Source organism: Mycobacterium sp. 1423905.2, from assembly GCF_001673155.1.
Lineage (GTDB): Bacteria > Actinomycetota > Actinomycetes > Mycobacteriales > Mycobacteriaceae > Mycobacterium.
In genome coordinates this window covers 15,920-33,807 of record NZ_LZLE01000368.1, presented here as the reverse complement: position 1 = coordinate 33,807, position 17,888 = coordinate 15,920, and the positions used below count along the sequence as shown (strand labels likewise).

Genomic DNA, 17,888 nt, shown 5'->3' with positions numbered 1-17,888 from the left:
TGTAACGAGGTTACTCAACCGAGGAGGCTCCATGGCCGGCCGAGTTGCGGGGAAGGTCGCGTTCATTACGGGCGCGGCGCGCGGTCAAGGCCGCAGTCACGCCGTGCGACTGGCGCAAGAAGGCGCCGACATCATCGCCGTCGACATCTGCCGACCCATCGAGAACTCCCCCGCGCCCGCTGCGACACCGGAAGACCTCGCTGAAACCGCCGATCTGGTCAAGGGTCTCGACCGCCGCATCGTCACGGCCGAGACAGACGTGCGCGACTATGACGCGCTCAAGAGCGCCGTCGACAGCGGAGTCGAACAACTCGGCCGACTCGACATCGTCGTCGCCAACGCCGGCATCGGCACGGTGGGAATGCGGCTGGACCGCATGCCCGAGGACCTGTGGCAGGAGATGATCGACGTCAACCTCAGCGGAGTGTGGAAGTCGGTTAAAGCCGCAGCGCCGCATCTTGATTCAGGTGCCGCCATCGTGTTGACCAGTTCGGTCGCCGGGTTGAAGGCCTACCCCCACACCGGCCACTATGTGGCCGCCAAACACGGGGTCGTCGGACTCATGCGATCTTTTGCCGTCGAGCTGGGGCCGCGGAATATCCGAGTCAACTCGGTCCATCCGACCCACGTGAATTCACCATTGTTACTCAACGAGCAGACGTTTCGGCTGTTTCGGCCAGACCTGGAGAATCCGGGTCCCGACGACCTGGCGCCGGTTTGTCGCACCTTTCACATGCTCCCAATCCCGTGGGTGACGCCGGAGGACATCAGTAACGTGGTGTTGTTCTTGGCCTCCGACGAAGCGCGGTACATCACCGGCGTTGCGCTGCCCGTCGACGCCGGCAGTTGCCTGAAGTGAACGAAAGGATCAGCGGCTCATGACCATTGCGCCCGACACCGACGTCTACTACGACCCTTATGACGTCAACATCACCGCCAACCCCTACCCCACCTTCGCCCGCCTGCGCGACGAGGCACCGCTGTATTACAACGAGCGCTACAACTTCTGGGCGATCTCTCGCCACGCCGACGTGGAGAAAGCGTTGTCGGATTGGGAAACGTTCTCCAACACGCGAAGTGACATCCTCGAGCTCGTCCAGTCCAAGTTCGACATGCCGCCCGGTGTGATGATGTTCGAAGACCCGCCGACGCACACCATGTTGCGAGGAGTCATGTCCCGGGTCTTCACCCCGCGACGGATGGCCGCGATCGAAGACCAGATCCGCGCCTACTGCGTCAAGTGCCTCGATCCCTTGGTCGGCACCGGCGGATTCGACATCATCGCCGAGCTGGCGTCGATGATGCCTATGCGCGTCATCGGCATGCTGCTCGGTATTCCCGAAGCCGACCAGATCGGCGTGCGAGACGCCAACGATGCCAACCTGCGTACCAGGCCGGGCACACCGATGAAGGTGGCCGACCCGGATGCGATTGCCGACGGCAGGATCTACGCCGAGTACGTCGACTGGCGAGCCAAGAACCCCTCCGATGACCTGATGACCGCGTTGCTTAACGTCGAGTTCGAAGACGAGAACGGTGTGACGAGGAAGCTGACCCGCAAGGAGGTGCTGCATTACACCCAGGTCGTCGCCGGCGCCGGCAACGAAACGACGGGCAGGTTGATCGGCTGGCTGGCCAAAGTACTCGCAGAGCACCCAGATCAGCGCCGTGAAGTCGCGCAAGACCGATCACTGCTCACCCGCGCGGTCGACGAAACGCTGCGCTTCGAACCGACCGGCCCACACGTCGCGCGCTACACCATCCGCGACTTCGACGCCTATGGCACCACCGTTCCCGCCGGCAGCGCCATCCTGCTGCTGTTCGGCGCCGCTAACCGGGACCCGTTGCGTTACAAGGACCCTGACACGTTCAACATTCACCGCGACAACATCGCGCACCTGACCTTCGGCAAGGGTGTGCACTACTGCCTCGGGGCCAACCTGGCCCGACTGGAGGGCAGGGTTGCCCTCGACGAACTGCTCAACCGGTGGCCCGAATGGGAGGTCGACTACGACAGCCTCAAGCTGGCGCCGACGTCGACAGTCCGCGGGTGGGAACGGCTGCGCATCGTCGTGTAGTCCGGGAATTAATCACCCACCGCCGGGGTAGAACATCGCATGAAACTCAACGACGCGGCACGCGACTTTGTCGGCAAGGGTGTCGACGCCACCCTGGTCACCCTCAATCCCGACGGCAGCCCTCAGGTGAGCCTGGTCTGGGTCGCGTTGCAGTCGACCCCGGACGGCGACGAACTCGTCACCGCCCACCTCGCCGAACACAAGAAGGTGCGCAACGTCCGCAACGATCCGCGGGTCGCCGTCACCATTGTGTCGACCGGCGACCCAGGTCCGGCGATGCGGCCGTACCTGTCCATCAACGGCACCGCGCGGATCGTCGAGGGCGGCGCACCGGAACTGTTGAAGGAGCTCGCGCAGACGCTGTCTGATCCGAACGTCTTTCCCCCGGACAACGCTCCGCCCGGATTCCTCACCCGCATCCGCATCGAGAGGGTCGGCGGCATCGGGCCCTGGACTTAACCGGTCAATCCGCCGGCGCCGCAGCGCGGGGTGCCTGCCTCGCCGCGCCCCACAAGCCGACGCCGATGCCGACGGCCGCACCGCCCAATCCGATGAGCCGCTGGGCAGGCTTCATCTGCTCATGAACGCTGAGCCCGCCGAGCAGGTCGGCCGCGTCGGCGCCGCCGGAGGCGAGGAACCAGCCGCGAGTGTTCTTGCCGCGCAGCGCTGCCGCGGCAAGCAACCCGCCGATCAGTGCGTCCCGATACCCCATTGACCGCAGTAGCAGTTGCGCCGTTGCCGTTTGATCGTCGGGATCACCCCACAGCTTGTTGGCCCGCAGCGGGTCGACGAGGAACGAGACACCCGAGGCCAGTCGGATACTGCCCGCAATCAGCCCGGCGCGATCAATCGGCATGCCGGGCAGCCTAGTCTTCCCCTACCACCTGCAGAAGGAGATACGGGATGACGTGGCAGATTGTATTCATCGTCATTTGCTTGATCGTCGCTGGAGTTGCCGGGTTGCTCTGGCTCGTCAAACGCAATGACGGCAAGGCCGGCCGCGCCAAGCTGGTGATGATCGGCGCCCTCGCGCTGGCGGTGCTGTCGTTCTTGCTCGGCTGCTTCACCGTCGTCGGGACCCGCCAGATCGCCATTGTCACCACCTTCGGCCGGCCAACCGGCGTCAGCCTCAACAACGGTTTTCACGGCAAGTGGCCCTGGCAGATGACGCATCAGATGGACGGGGCGGTGCAGATCGACAAGTACGTCAAAGAGGGCAATCACGACGAACGCATTCTGGTGCGGCTGGGCAACCAGTCCACCGCAATGGCCGACGTCAGCATCCGCTGGCAGCTCAAGCAAGCCGCGGCACCAGAACTGTTCCAGCAGTACAAGACTTTCGACAACGTGCGCGTCAACCTGATCGAACGGAACCTCTCGGTAGCACTGAACGAGGTGTTCGCCGCCTTCAACCCGCTGGACCCGCAGAACCTCGACGTCTCACCGTTGCCCAACCTCGCCAAGCGCGCCGCCGACATCATGCGCAAGGACGTCGGCGGGCAGGTGGACATCTTCGACGTCAACGTGCCGACGATCCAGTACGACCAAGGCACCGAGGACAAGATCAACCAGCTCAACCAGCAGCGCGCACAAACCTCGATCGCGGTCGAGGCGCAACGCACCGCCGAAGCGCAGGCGAAGGCCAACGAGATTCTGTCCCGCTCGATCAGCAATGACCCCAATGTGGTTGTGCAGAACTGCATTACGGCCGCGATCAACAAGGGCATCAGTCCGCTGGGGTGCTGGCCAGGAAGTTCGGCGCTGCCCACCATTCCGTTGCCCGGGCGGTAACACACCCTATGCAGATCCCGTTCGCCGACGCGGTTCGCCGCCGATTGCGCCGCCGCAGCTCGCGGCTCGAAGTCATCGAGGAGGTCGAAGCCGAGGGCAGCTCCCTCGACGCTCAGGACCTGCCGCCGGCCGAACCGGCTCTGCTGTTGCAGAAAATGGAAAACCGGTTGATCCGTGACCATCTCGCCAGTCCCGACGTGCTCACCGGTGAACAACTGCGCCAGCTGCGTTACATCCTCAACTTCGCCCGGCTGGCCGACTTCGAACCCGGAGCCGCCGGTCCGGGCGGTAGTCGTGGGCGCGGTGACGTGTCGGTCGGTGCGGAAGTCGCACCGTGGCGATCCAAAGTTGCCGACGCGCTGTATCGACCGCTGCGCGAAGAGCCGGATCCGGTGCGGGCCTTGACGGCGGCACGCGAAGCGCTGGTGACCTTGTCGCCCGAGCAGGACGATCAGCGTCGAGTGCTCATCGAGCGGCACGGCAGCGACTTTTCCGCCGCGGAGCTGGACGCCGAAGTCGGTTACAAGAAACTGGTGACCGTCCTGGGCGGCGGTGGGGGCGCGGGTTTCGTCTACATCGGCGGCATGCAGCGGCTGCTGGAAGCCGGCCATCTGCCCGACTACATGATGGGCTCGTCGTTCGGCTCGATCCTGGGCAGTCTGGTGTCCAGAGCTTTACCGGTGCCGATCGAGGAATACGTCGCTTGGGCCAAGACGGTGTCCTACCGAGCCATTCTGGGACCCGAACGGGTGCGGCGCCGCCACGGCATGGCTGGTCTATTCTCCCTGCGGTTCAACCAGTTCGCCGCGGCTCTGTTCAGCCGGGAGGACGGCGAACAGATGCGCATGTCGGATCTGGCCATCCCGTTCGATGTCGTCATCGCAGGTGTGCGGCGGCAACCTTATGCGGCGCTGCCGTCGCGGTTTCGCCGCCCGGAGTTGGCCGCACTGCAGCTGCGCTCACTGCCGTTCCTGCCGATCGGCATTGGGCCACGCGTCGGGGCACGCATGTGGCAGGTTCCCGCCTTCATCGACCTACGGGTGGTCAAGCCGATCATCGTCGGTGACGACGACCCGGCGCGCGACTTCAATGTCGTTGACGCGGCCTCATTTTCGTCGGCCATACCGGGCGTGCTGCATCACGAGACGAACGATCCGCGCATGGTCCCCATCCTCGACGAATTGTGCGCGGAGAAGGAAGTTGCGGCGCTCGTCGACGGCGGCGCCGCGAGCAACGTGCCGATCGAGCTGGCTTGGAAGCGAGTCCGCGAAGGCAAGCTCGGCACCCGCAATGCGTGTTATCTGGCCTTCGATTGTTTTTATCCGCAGTGGGATTCACGGCACATGTGGCTGGCGCCGATCCTGCAGGCGATTCAGTTGCAGATGGGGCGAAACCTGCCCTATGCCGATCACCTGGTCCGGTTCGAGCCCACGCTGTCACCGATCAACCTGGCGCCGTCCGCGGCGGCCATCGACCGAGCCTGCCGCTGGGGACACGCCAGCGTCGACGCCGCCATCCCCGTGACCTCGGCGCTGCTGCAACCGACGTGGTGGGCAGGTGACGGTCCGCCGACGACCGAGCCGCGCCCCCTGGCCAAGTCGGTGGCATCGTCGATGAGTTCGGTGATGGCCGCGATCCAGGCGCCTACCGGCCGGCTGCGGCAGTGGCGGAACCGCCGGTTGACGTGAGGCACTCGGCCCCGGCCGCTAACGGTGACTACGATGACCGTCATGGCCGAGCGGGTCCCGCCCTCCGATGAGACCGCCGCGGTCAACGCCGGCGAGACCGTTGCGGTGCCCAACGCCACACCCACCGACGCCGTCGAACTCGCCTGGTCAAGTGGCGACGACGTCGCCGTCCCCGACGAGCCGACTGACGGCGCCGACGAACCGGCGCCCGCGACCGTCTACCAGTCCTGGGGCACGACACTGCGCAACGCCGGGTTGTTGCTGCTGGTCGGGCTCGGCGTAGCCGGCTTGATCGTCGTGGGCCGTTGGCTGCTCACCTCGTCGGAGTCACCCACGGCGTCCGCACCTTCCGCCACGCAGGCGACGACGAAAGCCACCACGACGGCACCGGCCACCGCCGACCCAGGATCCATCCTGTCCACCGCGGACCAGGACAGCAGTTATGTCCAGGCCCTCAACGACCGCGGCATCGCCTTCGCCAACCCGGACGCGGCGGTCTACAACGGCAAGATGGTGTGCGAGAACATCCGGCTCGGGATGACCGTGCCGCAGGTTGTTTCGGCATTCCAGTCGAGCAGTCCACAGTTCGCTGCCAACGCCAATGCCTACGTCGGGATCTCGGTTCGCACCTACTGTCCGCAGTACAAGAACCAGGTCGCCGGCTTCTGACACATCGAGGCCGATATCACTCGGTCCGTGCCCGCCGCTAAGCGTTTTGGGTGCCTGATAGCGGGGTATGCGGCGGCGAGCGGTGCACAGCCCATAGCCCGCGCTCCTAAATCACTACACATAGGAAGGTGTATCCGCGTGGCCGACATGATTGTGGAAACACCCGACCAAGTTGTCGATTTTTTGAAGGCGCAGCACGACCTCATCGAGGACATGTTCGACGAGGTCCTGCACGCGTCGGATCCCCAAGCACGCGAGAAGCCGTTCACCGAGTTGCGTCAACTGCTCGCCGTCCACGAAACGGCTGAGGAGATGGTGGTACACCCGAGGCTGCGCCGCGAGCACGACGAAGGCGAGGCCATCGCCGACGCCCTGCTGCAGGAGGAGCACGACGCCAAAGAGCAGTTGTCAAAGCTCGAAGACCTCGACATCACCTCGCAGCAGTTCATCGACGAGTTCACCAAGTTCCGCGACGCCGTGCTGGCCCATGCCGAACACGAGGAGAGCGAGGAGTTCCCGAAGCTGCAACAAGAACTCGACGAGGGCGACCTGAAGCGAATGGGTACCGCGGTCAAGGCCGCCGAAGCCATCGCCCCGACGCGGCCGCACCCCGGTGTGGAGTCGGCAAAGCTGAACTTTGCCGTCGGCCCGTTCGCCTCCATGCTCGACCGCGCCCGCGACCTGATCCAGTCAGCCCTCAGCTAGGAGCAGCATGAGCAGCCCAGAACCCGGCCAGCCCGACGAGCAGCGGGCCGTCGACGAGGCCACCGAACAAGCCGCCGACGACAGCGCGGTATCGCCGCCGTCGTATCCCGCCTACGGCACCCCACCGCCAGAAGGGCTGCCCTCGGCCGATGGCTGAGGGCGGTTCCCGGGACGGGGCCACGTTGGCCGATTTCAGCGTCTTTGTAGCCTGGGAGAAGTGAGCGTCGCACCGGACATGACCGTCAGTCTGCAAGACCGCTTCGCGCGCGAGTTGCCGGAGATGGCTGTCCGCTGGCAGGCCGAGGTGCCGCCGGAGGCTCGTCTACTGGTACTCAACGACCCACTGGCGGCCGAACTCGGCCTCAATTCGGACTGGCTGCGCAGTCCCGACGGGGTGCAGTTCCTGGCGGGCAACCTGGTTCCCAGCGGCGCCGCCCCGGTGGCACAGGCCTACAGCGGGCATCAGTTCGGTGGATTCGTGCCGCGCCTCGGTGACGGTCGGGCGCTGCTTCTCGGTGAACTTGTCGATGCCCATGGGCGGGTTCGTGACATCCACCTCAAGGGTTCGGGGCGCACGCCCTTTGCTCGCGGCGGTGACGGCCTGGCGGTAGTCGGGCCGATGCTGCGCGAATACATCGTCAGTGAGGCCATGCACGCGTTGGGAGTCCCGACGACGCGGTCGCTGGCCGTGGTCGGTACCGGCCGTCCGGTCGAACGGGAGGCGCGGCAGTTGCCCGGCGCACTGCTGGTCCGAGTGGCAAGCAGTCACCTGCGGGTGGGAAGTTTCCAATACGCCGCGGCCACCGGCGATGTCGGGCTGCTGCAGCGCCTCGCCGATCACGCGATCGCGCGCCACCATCCCAGCGCCGCCGAGGCCGAGAACCCTTACGTGGCCCTGTTCAAAGGCGTAGTCGACGTCCAGGCGTCGTTGGTGGCTCAGTGGATGTTGATCGGCTTCGTCCACGGCGTGATGAACACCGACAACGTGACCATCTCCGGGGAAACGATCGACTACGGGCCGTGCGCGTTCATGGAGGGCTACAGCCCGGATACCGTCTTCAGTTCCATCGATTTCTGGGGCCGCTATGCCTACGGCAACCAGCCGACCATCGCGGCGTGGAATCTGTCGCGCTTCGCCGAGACGCTGCTTCCGCTGTTTTCCGATGATGTCGATCAGGCGGTGGCACTGGCCCAGGACGCCTTCGGCGAATTCCGTCAGTACCAGAACACGTGGTCCGCCGGGATGCGAGCCAAGCTCGGTCTGCAGCCCGACGCCGAAGACGTCGCACCACTGATCGACGAGTTGCTGGCCTTACTTCAGCAAAGCCACGTCGACTACACCTCGTTCTTCCGGCACCTGGGCCGCGCCGCCCGCAGCGAAACCGAGCCGGCCCGTGGACTTTTCATCGACCTGGCCGGCTTCGACGCCTGGCTGTCGCGGTGGCGCGCGCTCGGTCCAGACGCGGACTTGATGGACCGGGTGAACCCTGTCTACATTCCGCGCAACCATCTGGTCGAGGAGGCCTTGACCGCGGCGACGGCCGGCGAGCTAGAGCCGCTGCACCGCCTGCTCGAGGCGGTGACCGACCCCTTCACGCAACGGCCGGGGCTGGATCGCTACGCCAGCCCCGCTCCCGAAGACTTCGGCAACTACCGAACCTTCTGCGGCACCTAGCGCCTGCCGTCGTCGCGCTGCTCGTCAGGAAGATTGCAACTTGGCCAGCAGGTCGTGGCAGCGCTGCGCCCGCTCGGAGTCTTGCTTCATGACTTCCTCGAAGAACGAAGCCACGTCGTCAAGTTGTGCCGTCTTGGCGTCGCGGACGTACTGACCGTAATCGTGGCCAGCCTTCAGCGAGTGGTATTGCAATGAGATCAGGTCGAATTCGACGTCTTTGAAACCGGTTTCCCCCGTAGCCACAATGTCCTCCTTGGGTCTGGATGGGTTGATAGGTCAGTGCTACCCATGCCCGAGTCACCTAAACGGCCGATTTGAATCAGGACTGCAGATCCAACGCGGCACCGATGAGGGCCAGGTGGCTGAGTCCCTGCGGCAGATTGCCAAGGAACGAATTGTCGTCGATGTCAATCATTTCGGCGAGCACCCCGACGTCGTTTGCTTGGCTGACCAGCTGCCCCATCAGCTCACGCGCCTCGGCGTCGCGGCCCACATGGTGCAGCGCTGAGACCGCCCAGAACGAGCAGGCGACGAATGCCCCCTCCTGCTCTTCGCGGGCCCCACTGAACCGGTACATCAGCGGCCCCTTGCCCAGGTGGCGGCGCAACGCGTCGATGGTCGCCGACATCCGTGGTCCCCGGTCGTAACCGCTGCCGGCGTGCAGCAAGATTGAGGCGTCCAGCTTTCCGCTGCCGGGATACCACTCGTAGCTGTTCAATTCGTCGGACCAGCATTCCCGCTCGACCCAATCGCGAATGCGTTGCGCCTCACTGGCCCAGCGATCGGGATCCCCCGGGATCTGTCCTAGCTCGGCCAATCCGACCGCGCAACGCAGTGCGTGCCAGCAGCCGACTTTGGAACTGGTGTAGTGCTCCAATTTGGACAGCTCCCACATGCCGGCGTCGGGCGTGCGCCAGGCATCACACGCTTGATCGGCGAAGTCAGCCAACATGTGGCCGGTGTCGGTGTCCAGAGCGTGCCCGCCTTCGACGTACAAACGCACGGTGTTGAACAGATCGGCGTAAATGCTCAATTGCAGCTGATCGTGCGCGCTATTACCAGTCACCACCGGGCCGATCGCCCGCCACCCGGGTGCTTGGTGGCTTATCACTGGGTCGACCGGCTCACCGTCCAATCGGTAGAAGACTCCGGTGCCGCCGCGGTGCCGGCGCACGGTGCGCAGCAGCCAGCTGATCGCAGCGTGCGTCTCTTCGCGAATTCCCAATCGACGCAATACATCCAAGGTGTAGGCGGTGTCACGGACCCAGGCGTAGCGGTAGTCCCAGTTCTTGCCTCCGCTCAGCCGTTCCGGCAGCGACGTCGTCGCCGCCGCCGCGACCGCCCCGGTTGGGCTGAAGATCAACAATTTGAGGAACAGCACACTGCGCCGCACGGCCGCATGCCAGGTTCCGCTGCACTGGAACTGGTCGGACCAGGTGGACCAATGCTCGATGGTGCGGTCGAGTCCGTGGTCGATGTCGTCCACCGACGACAGCATCAGCGGTTCGGCGTCGGTGGCCACCACCCCGATCACCCGGCGCGCTCCGGCATCCACCGTGAATGAGCCGAACACGGCCTGGTCGGTGACTTCGATCTCCATCTCGTCAGAGGTGCACACCCCCATGTTCAGGTTCTTGATGCGCAAGACCGTGCCGTGCGGCGTTCGCCGCGCCCACGGTGAGGCGGTGTTGAAGCAGGTTCCGGGTGCCACCCGCCAGCGCATCGGTACCTCGCCGTCGATTCCTTCGACGCGGCGCACCAATTCTGTCCACGGCAGCCGTCCGTCGATTCCGACGTTGAGCGCATCGACGACCCGCACGCAGCCCGACTCGGTGGTGAAGGTGGTCTCCAGAACGTTGGTTGCAGGTAAGTAGCGGCGGCGGGACGAGAACGCGACCGACGGGATCAATTCGAGTCGCCCGCCGTTGGCCGAGTCCAACACGGCCGCGAAGACCGGCAAGGAGTTCAGATTGGGTATGGGGAACCAGTCGATGGCACCGTCTTCGGCGACCAAGGCGACAGTGCGGCCGTCACCGATCGGCGCGTAGCTGCGCAGCGGCACGAATCCGTCTGGGCGACAGGGCGTCTGGCTCGGCTTAGAGGTGATCGGGTCAAGCTCGGGCGCCGGCACGCCATCGCGTTCCCGGGTTCGGGCGTCCATAAACGCTAGGCGGTCGACTGCTGGCGTCGGCGAAACGGCAACAGATGCGCCAGGGACACGACCACTGCCCCGACGAGCAGGCCGACGACGGCCGACGCCGCCGTGTTGAGCAGCCAGGCCAGCACCGGCCCGACGGAGTCGACAACATGGCGGGCATGTTCTTCGCCGTGATGGACCACGCTGTAGGGCGCATGCCAGCCCAACTCGTCGGTGCCGACCAGCAGGATGTGACCGCCCACCCACAGCATGGCCGCCGTTCCCACCCCGGAGAGAACCGTCAGCAACCTCGGCATCCCCGCGACCAGCCCGCGCCCGATCGTCTGTCCGGGGCGAGACGCCGACTTGGTCAGCCGCAACCCCAGATCGTCCATTTTGACGATCGCGCCGACCACTCCGTAGACCGCGACGGTGATGACCAGCGCGACGATGATCAGGATGATCAGCCGTGGCAAGAACGCCTGCTCGGCCACCTCATTGAGCGCGATCACCATGATCTCGGCGGACAGGATGAAATCGGTGCGGATCGCCGAGGACACCATGTGGCCTTCGGTGACCGGCGCGTGGCTCTGCTCGTCGTGCCCGCGGATGGCTTCCCATAGCTTTTCGGCGCCTTCGTAGCACAGGTAGATGGCACCGAGCATCAGGATGGGAGTGAGCAGCCGCGGCGCGAACTGACTGAGCACCATCGCGCCCGGCAGGATGAAGAGCAGTTTGTTGCGCAGCGATCCGATACCGATGCGCCGGATGATGGGTAATTCGCGGTCCGGGCTGAGGCCGTGAACGTATTGCGGTGTCACTGCGGTGTCGTCGATCACTACCCCGGCAGCTTTCGCGGTCGCGCGGCCCGCCGCGGGACCGACGCCGCTGACGGAGGCAGCGGTCGCCCGCGCCAACATCGCGACATCGTCGAGCAGTCCGAACAGACCCGCACTCATCGCTTCTCCGCCATCCCGATCGACATTACCGATTGGCACATCAGCCTGGCCGACTGCCGATTTCCAGACCCGCCAGTTGTGAGGTGCCGTCGAATATGGTTCGGCCCCATTCTCGTACCGTGCAGCGCAGCGTTCCCGCCAAGTGCTCGTAGTCGGTGTCGACGTTGCGCCGCTCGGCCGGTAGCGGCACCGGCAGCACGTGGGGTTCAGCTGCGTCCCCGCGTCCGTCGAGCGCAACGTGATATCGCGGGGTATGGGCATCGATGCGCCACTGCCGGTCACCCAGCGTGCAGGACACCAACGCCGGTGGAGTGATGCGCAGCACCCGATCTTCCATGCGCACAACGACTCCGGTGACCTCCCGGCGCAATGGACCCAACTCCAGCAGGCCGCCGGAGAAGGCCACACACGCGTCCGAATCACCGAAGTCGTGGGCTTGGCCCCACCACCACCGCAGCGGGAAGCCGGCTCCCCAGTTGCGTTCGCAGTACAACGTGGCGTCGGTGAATGACCAGCGCTGTTCGCCACACGTCACCGTGCCCGATGCTTTAGCCCCGAGCCGGTAGGGGTGCCAGTACTGATTGAGGAAGGGGATCGAGGAGAACACGCCGCCTCCGCCGAAAGCTTTGGGCCAGCGGCAGTCCTGAGTGACCTTGAGATCGACGTCGGTGTCGCCCAGGACCATCTTGAGTCGTTCCTCGTCGGCGTCGATGACGTCGGGACCGGCCTCGGCTTTGACTGAGAACTGGGTGCGATCGGCGCTGACACCGTTGATGGCGGCCGAACGCACCACCCCGCCGGGATGCAGTGCGATGGCCGCGGTCGACCAGTCACCGTCTGGGTGCCGGTTGGCGCTACACAGCGCGACGACGACCCGCCCGTTGGCTGGATCGGAGAGGCGCCAGAACCAGCCCTCCATCTCGGTGCCGTGCGACGGCAGTGGGTCTCCGAACGGCAGGTCAGCGCCGGTCCGTCGATATAGGGAGACAAGCCGCTGACCGGTCTGTGCCACAGCGCCGATCACGTCCACAGCAATCCTGGTACCCCGGGGCGCCGCGACTCAACCGGACGTCGGTGCCGTCCAGTGCACCACCTTGACTGTGGTCATCTCGTCGAGCAGCTCGGGACCGAAGCCGAAGCCGCTCCCACTGGCTTTCCTCGGCTGCGAGGCTCCACCGGGAGCACCCCCGAACACTTCGTTGATTTTGACGGTGCCCACCGGAAGCGTCCGCCACGCCGTTTGCGCGTGACCCATGTCGGGCGTGAGGACCGTCGCGGCGAGACCGTACCGATCATGCGCGGCCTCGGCGAGTGCGGTCGGGAAGTCGGCCACCACTCGCACCGGGGCGATGGGACCGAACGTCTCTTCGTTGAACACAAGCATGTTCGGTTCGCAATCGGTGAGCACCGTGGGGGGATAGAAGGAGCCGGGGCCGTCGGCGGGCTGACCGCCGGCGCGCACGGTGGCGCCCTTCTCCACCGCGTCGGCGACGTGTTGGTGCACGACTTCCCGCTGACGTGCGTCGACCAGCGGGCCGATGCGGTCGGCCCACACGCCGGCTTGGGTGACCAGTTCGTCGATGAACTCGTTCGCGATGGTCTCCACCACGTAGATGCGTTCCACCGAGACGCAGATCTGGCCGGAGTTGGCAAACGCGCCGGTGGCGGCCTGTTCCGCTGCCCACTGGGGGTCCACACCGGCATCGATGATCAAGGCGTCGTTACCGCCGTTCTCAAGGATTGCCTTGGCTCCGCGCGCTGCGCAGGTTGTCGCGATCTCGCGACCGGTGGCGGTGCTGCCGACGTGGGCGACGACGGCGACGTCTTCGGCGCTGGCGAGGTAGGCGCCGACGCTGCCGTCGCCGTCGAGGATCTCGAGGACGCCCTCGGGAAGATGAGCGGCGATCAGTTCGGCGAAACGTCTGCCGGTGGCCGGGCAACGTTCGCTGGGCTTGTGGACGACGGTGTTCCCGGTGACCAGGGCGGCGCCGAGCAACCCGGCGGCGACGGCCACCGGATCATTCCACGGTGTCAGCACCGCCACCACGCCGCGCGGTTCGGCGATCATCAAATCTGTTGCCGCCCAATTGCCTTGGAGGCTATGGCCGCGGTGCAGCGGACCGAGTTCGGCGTACTGCCGCAGTGTGTCGACCCCGGCCTGCACCCCGCCGAGCGCGTCGTCGACCGGCTTGCCCGTTTCGCGTTCGATGAGTTCAGCCAGTTCCTTGGCGACCGCTGCTACCGAGGCGGCGGCCTCTTTGATGCGGGCGGCGCGCTCTCCCGGGGAGACCCGCACCCAGTCGATGGCGGCTCCGCTGGCGCGCTGCACGGCCCGCTCGCACTGTTCCTCGGTGGCGACGGGCACTCGGGACACCGGCTCACCGGTGCGCGGGTCAAGGACTGTTATCTCGGTGGTGTCAGGCACGTGTATGTCTTCACCCGAATCCCGGGTGGTTAAACCGAGAGCTTGATGCCATTGGGCACATTAGTCACAGTGGCCACTGGGACGAGGAGTGGTGATTGTGCCCGCCTCACAGCGACAAGTGTGAGCTTCACTGAGCGCCGTCTAGCGCCAGGACGAGTTTGCCGGTGTTCTCGTCAAGAAAATGCGCCAACAGCACCTTGGGAAAGTCGCTGATGCTGCCGTGGCTCGGATTAATGAGGTAGTCGACTACCCTACCGTCGCCATTGACTGCTCAATACGTTGCGATTGTCGCTAAACAGTTGAGCCGCAGGAGGTTCGGTGCCTTCTCTGGATGACACTGTCGGTCGGTCGCCCAATCGCCTTGCGCCGACCCGATTCATTGGCGTCACTGTTCACGCAGCTCCTCCGCGCTTAGTAAAGCCCTAGAAGAAACCGAGGCGACATGGCCAACACTCTGACTGGTGATTTCGACGGCGTTGTCCAGATCAGCGACAGCACTATCAATCGACTCTGTGCGACGCTGCACCAGAACTCATTCGCCGACAACTCCGTGCCTAGCATTGCCCACGACTGCGTCCTGCGGATCGGCAATGCCCGCAGCGGGAGTGGTGACCGCGGGTCGGTCAGTGTCCAGATCGGATGTCCGCAGGTGTTCTTCGATGACGGTGCGACGGAGCACCTGTGGGTCGAAATCGCAATCCGCGCTCGCTACCGCAAGGATCCATTCTCCGCCGCCTCGGTCGATGTGGTGCACGGCACGATCAGGGCAAAGTATCGTGTCACGCAGATCAATCCCGCATGCCCAGGGTGGAAAGCGGTTGCACCGGAATACATTTGGTTGGCACCCGACAGGAGCAGCGTATCTTTCGACGGCACCGCTTACATCGAGAATGGACTACTCGGCACGATCGGGAACAACGCCGCCGACGCGATGAAAGCCCAAGTGACCAAGCACATAGCTCGCTTGCTTGCCGGCGAGTTAAGACCACAGCCGCAGCGGATGGCTGCGCAATTTCGTCGCTGGCGAACCCTGTCTGACGGAAGGAACCTCGGGCTGTCTTGTGTCGCATTTCCCGTCGACACAAACGGGGCGGTACCGCAGGGCGACCTGGCCAGCATCACTACCCAATTTCTGCAGGGACACGACTTCGCTTGCGCGGTGAACCAAGCCGCAATCATGGCCGGTATCGATGATGGACTGCAGCACTCGGGGCTTGCCGGCTATCAGCAGGACAGTCGGATCTCTGGGGACGCAGGCATCGGCGGTGGGCTCACGATCGACTACCACGCACGCATTGACGCCCTCACCAGCGAGTGGCTTGCACCGTCGTCGGGTGTCGGCTTCGTACGAATCGTCGCAGCGGGGCATGGCTGGGCGTCGCATCTGCACCGAAGCGGCGTCTACAACATCGGCTCGATGCATATAAACGACCTCAACATGACATTCTCGGCGAGCCAGACGGTCGCGTTGATGTTCGACCCAGTCTCGCAACGGTTCTCGGCAAGCCCAAGCGGCCCACCGGCGGTGACCGTCAATTACAACGGTCCCTACGCCGGGAAGATGCGAAGCGCAGTGCGTAAGGCCCTGTCGCAGCAAATCGCTACAAAGCTCAGCCCGGCACTCGGCAACCTGGCGAGCGGACTTGACGCCATTACCTCACCCACCGTCCGCGAGCAGCTCACCGGCCAATTGCAATCGCTGGACCCGAATGCCTACATGAGTGTCGACGAGGGCAGCTTCGAAGCGGACGGCTTCGTGTTACGCGGCGAAGTGCAACTGACCCCGCGGCGCCCACCCGAAGTGATTTTCGAGAAGAACTCGACCGGCGACGGGTTCACAGCTTTCGACTCCTGGATCCCCGGTGGCCGCATAGACAGCTATACCTGGACGTGGCGGTCGCTGCCCAAGTCTGTTTTTGCCGGCGCAGGCCCTTCGGGGTCAGCAACCCATAAGCACATCTTTGACTTGCGACGACCCGCCGACAACTTCACTGCGTTCGGTCGTCCGATTTTGGGAGAACGAAGCCTTCCAGGGCTCGACGCCCCCGGACAGATGTGCTTACAGATCCGTGGACGCCACGTCGACCACATCACCGGCACCCTGACTCCAGTTTCTAGTCTCATGTATTGCGACGCGTTCGGCTTCGGCGGCATATCGCCGTTCGGCTCAGGTAGCGGACCCTATCTCCGAGTCAAGTGGGGGCTCGACGCCGAGAAGCGCCGACCAACCACCGAGGCGCTCATCCGACAAATACCCGAACGACGGATGTCTGCTACACACAACACATTGGCAATCGCGCCAGGTGCCCGCGGGTCCGATGAGGACGTGTTAGCCGTTGTCAAGGAAGGCTTGACCCGCAGTGAGCGCACCGACGCCGGGTTGGTCGTACTGCTGATCGTGACCGACAACGCACGACCTTCTCATTTGCAGGAGCCGATCGCGGACTTGTCAGCGCTCACCTTCGTCATTGACGACGCGCTGGGCAGCTGGTCGCGGTGTTTGGGGCTGGCCAGCGGTGTGGCGGAACCTCAGTGGCGGCTGCTCAATCCAAGCGGAGAGCTCACCTGGGCCCACACCGGCCATATCGATGTGACTCACTTCTCGCGAGAACTCGACGACCGTCTCGTTCAGTCAGGGCGTCCGTCGTTTCCGCGGATCGATAAGCCGGTGCGCACCGGTGGCTACGTGAACGTCAGCCTTCCCGCCCGCAACTGCCCTCCCATCCCGTTGCAGCGCAAAGGAACCGGTTCTCGGGTGGCGTTTCTCACCACCGAGCACGCCAGCGAAGAAGTCCTTCGCGGTCTAATCGAGCACTCAGCGCAAGAACCTTTGACGGCGATCGTCATATGCGGCGCCACAGCGCAGCACGCCCGTAAATTCGCCGATTCGCCTCTCTTCGATGACGTTCCCGTGGTGCCCGACCCAATGGGGCACATCTCAAGCCGCGCGGGCGCCCACATCACCCCGTCCATCTACACCCTGGACGGGCAGGGCCGCCTTGCCGAGGTCCACGTCGGATATCCGGCGGTGGCCGACTCGCAATACGACCGAGCGCAGTAGGAGATAGCAGCCCATGTCCCTCTACATCTTCACTGATGCTCTGTTCAATGTCTCCCAAGCCGAACAGGATCTGCTGATAGCGGTCGTTAAGAGCGCCGTGAACTGCGATCCCAACCTCGACTGGGAACACGAAAGGTTAGACGGCTCAGAGTATCTGCGCGCTGTCTATGCGTCGTCGAACCTCAACAACCAACCGCTGTTCACCGAATCTCGTAACTTGATCTATTCCTTGGTCAAGTCGGCGAACAGAATCGAGCTACGAGGCACAAATCCGAATATGCAGAGCCCGGACATGCCCGCACCGATTACAAATTACGGCGGCCTCTATGTCGGCGTCGACGGCCCCAACTACGACATCCGGGTCGACACAAGCGACTGGGACGGAACCGGCTACGTGTTCCCAAACCCGTCCTTGACCGGGACCGTCTGCAGCTTCGTCGATACCAGGGTCTACAACGCCCTGGTCATGGCGCAATTGAAGCAGGTCAATTACTACGACGCGACCGCTGATCTAACGCGCATCTTGTACGAAAATCGCTATCGCATGAATGTTGGCGTTGCCTCGCGCGCCTTGATTTCCGGGTACGCAGCCCAGGGCTTACCGACCGACGGTGGAACTGACTGGCCGGAGTGCACGAAACCACTGTTCAAAGAAAAGAAGGTTGCTGACCAGGAATATTCGCCACCCAAGTGGTGAAGA

17 protein-coding genes are annotated in these 17,888 nt (G+C 64.4%); 11 read left to right on the top strand and 6 right to left on the bottom strand.

Annotated features, from left to right (window positions below; translation table 11 throughout):
* Positions 1-31 precede the first annotated feature (31 nt).
* The 3 genes from A9W95_RS25755 to A9W95_RS25745 are packed head-to-tail and all read left to right on the top strand — an operon-like array spanning position 32 to position 2,537.
* The gene (locus A9W95_RS25755) at positions 32-859 is read left to right on the top strand and encodes a mycofactocin-coupled SDR family oxidoreductase (RefSeq protein ID WP_067419158.1); all 828 of its coding nucleotides are present in this window, start codon (positions 32-34) and stop codon (positions 857-859) included.
* A gap of 19 nt (positions 860-878) precedes the next feature.
* The gene (locus A9W95_RS25750; RefSeq protein WP_067419156.1) at positions 879-2,078 is read left to right on the top strand and encodes a cytochrome P450; all 1,200 of its coding nucleotides are present in this window, start codon (positions 879-881) and stop codon (positions 2,076-2,078) included.
* A gap of 39 nt (positions 2,079-2,117) precedes the next feature.
* Positions 2,118-2,537: a PPOX class F420-dependent oxidoreductase gene (locus tag A9W95_RS25745; RefSeq protein ID WP_067419154.1), complete on the top strand. Its 420-nt coding sequence runs from the start codon at positions 2,118-2,120 to the stop codon at positions 2,535-2,537.
* Between the two features lie 4 nt (positions 2,538-2,541).
* Here A9W95_RS25745 and A9W95_RS25740 read toward each other — a convergent pair whose 3' ends face one another.
* Positions 2,542-2,934 (bottom strand): DUF4267 domain-containing protein, encoded by a 393-nt coding sequence (locus tag A9W95_RS25740; RefSeq protein WP_067419152.1) that lies wholly within the window; start codon positions 2,932-2,934, stop codon positions 2,542-2,544.
* 47 nt (positions 2,935-2,981) lie between these two features.
* On the opposite strand from A9W95_RS25740, the gene A9W95_RS25735 reads away from it, so the two are divergent.
* The 6 genes from A9W95_RS25735 to A9W95_RS25715 all read left to right on the top strand — a co-directional run bounded on the left by A9W95_RS25735 (position 2,982) and on the right by A9W95_RS25715 (position 8,606).
* On the top strand, positions 2,982-3,869 hold the full coding sequence (locus A9W95_RS25735; RefSeq protein ID WP_067419150.1) for an SPFH domain-containing protein: 888 nt from the start codon (positions 2,982-2,984) through the stop codon (positions 3,867-3,869).
* An 8-nt stretch (positions 3,870-3,877) separates the two neighbouring features.
* Positions 3,878-5,557 carry a patatin-like phospholipase family protein gene (locus tag A9W95_RS25730; protein WP_067419149.1) on the top strand — a complete coding sequence of 560 codons (1,680 nt, stop codon included), beginning with the start codon at positions 3,878-3,880 and terminating at the stop codon, positions 5,555-5,557.
* A 42-nt stretch (positions 5,558-5,599) separates the two neighbouring features.
* A complete protein-coding gene (locus A9W95_RS25725; RefSeq protein ID WP_253851765.1) occupies positions 5,600-6,226 on the top strand; it encodes a DUF732 domain-containing protein in 627 nt (208 codons plus the stop codon).
* 138 nt (positions 6,227-6,364) lie between these two features.
* Positions 6,365-6,931, top strand: a complete 567-nt coding sequence (locus A9W95_RS25720) for a hemerythrin domain-containing protein (RefSeq protein ID WP_067419147.1) — start codon at positions 6,365-6,367, stop codon at positions 6,929-6,931.
* Between the two features lie 7 nt (positions 6,932-6,938).
* Positions 6,939-7,088: a hypothetical protein gene (locus A9W95_RS27070; protein ID WP_156746420.1), complete on the top strand. Its 150-nt coding sequence runs from the start codon at positions 6,939-6,941 to the stop codon at positions 7,086-7,088.
* Between the two features lie 78 nt (positions 7,089-7,166).
* Positions 7,167-8,606, top strand: a complete 1,440-nt coding sequence (locus A9W95_RS25715) for a YdiU family protein (protein ID WP_172826725.1) — start codon at positions 7,167-7,169, stop codon at positions 8,604-8,606.
* A 24-nt stretch (positions 8,607-8,630) separates the two neighbouring features.
* Here A9W95_RS25715 and A9W95_RS25710 read toward each other — a convergent pair whose 3' ends face one another.
* The 5 genes from A9W95_RS25710 to A9W95_RS25690 all read right to left on the bottom strand — a co-directional run bounded on the left by A9W95_RS25710 (position 8,631) and on the right by A9W95_RS25690 (position 14,127).
* Positions 8,631-8,849, bottom strand: a complete 219-nt coding sequence (locus tag A9W95_RS25710; protein ID WP_067419145.1) for an acyl carrier protein — start codon at positions 8,847-8,849, stop codon at positions 8,631-8,633.
* Positions 8,850-8,925: 76 nt separating this feature from the next.
* Positions 8,926-10,767 (bottom strand): glycoside hydrolase family 15 protein, encoded by a 1,842-nt coding sequence (locus A9W95_RS25705; RefSeq protein ID WP_082983329.1) that lies wholly within the window; start codon positions 10,765-10,767, stop codon positions 8,926-8,928.
* Between the two features lie 5 nt (positions 10,768-10,772).
* Entirely contained in the window at positions 10,773-11,702 is a 930-nt protein-coding gene (locus tag A9W95_RS25700; RefSeq protein ID WP_067419144.1) for a DUF808 domain-containing protein, read from the bottom strand.
* A gap of 40 nt (positions 11,703-11,742) precedes the next feature.
* Positions 11,743-12,732 carry a tocopherol cyclase family protein gene (locus tag A9W95_RS25695; RefSeq protein WP_067419143.1) on the bottom strand — a complete coding sequence of 330 codons (990 nt, stop codon included), beginning with the start codon at positions 12,730-12,732 and terminating at the stop codon, positions 11,743-11,745.
* A gap of 30 nt (positions 12,733-12,762) precedes the next feature.
* Positions 12,763-14,127 carry an aldehyde dehydrogenase gene (locus A9W95_RS25690; RefSeq protein ID WP_253851764.1) on the bottom strand — a complete coding sequence of 455 codons (1,365 nt, stop codon included), beginning with the start codon at positions 14,125-14,127 and terminating at the stop codon, positions 12,763-12,765.
* Between the two features lie 442 nt (positions 14,128-14,569).
* Here A9W95_RS25690 and A9W95_RS25685 point away from each other — a divergent pair, with 442 nt between their 5' ends.
* Together A9W95_RS25685 and A9W95_RS25680 are read left to right on the top strand one after the other, a co-directional pair.
* Positions 14,570-17,188 carry a hypothetical protein gene (locus A9W95_RS25685; protein ID WP_067419142.1) on the top strand — a complete coding sequence of 873 codons (2,619 nt, stop codon included), beginning with the start codon at positions 14,570-14,572 and terminating at the stop codon, positions 17,186-17,188.
* Positions 17,189-17,201: 13 nt separating this feature from the next.
* Positions 17,202-17,885: a hypothetical protein gene (locus tag A9W95_RS25680; RefSeq protein ID WP_067419141.1), complete on the top strand. Its 684-nt coding sequence runs from the start codon at positions 17,202-17,204 to the stop codon at positions 17,883-17,885.
* The last annotated feature ends 3 nt before the right edge of the window (positions 17,886-17,888 follow it).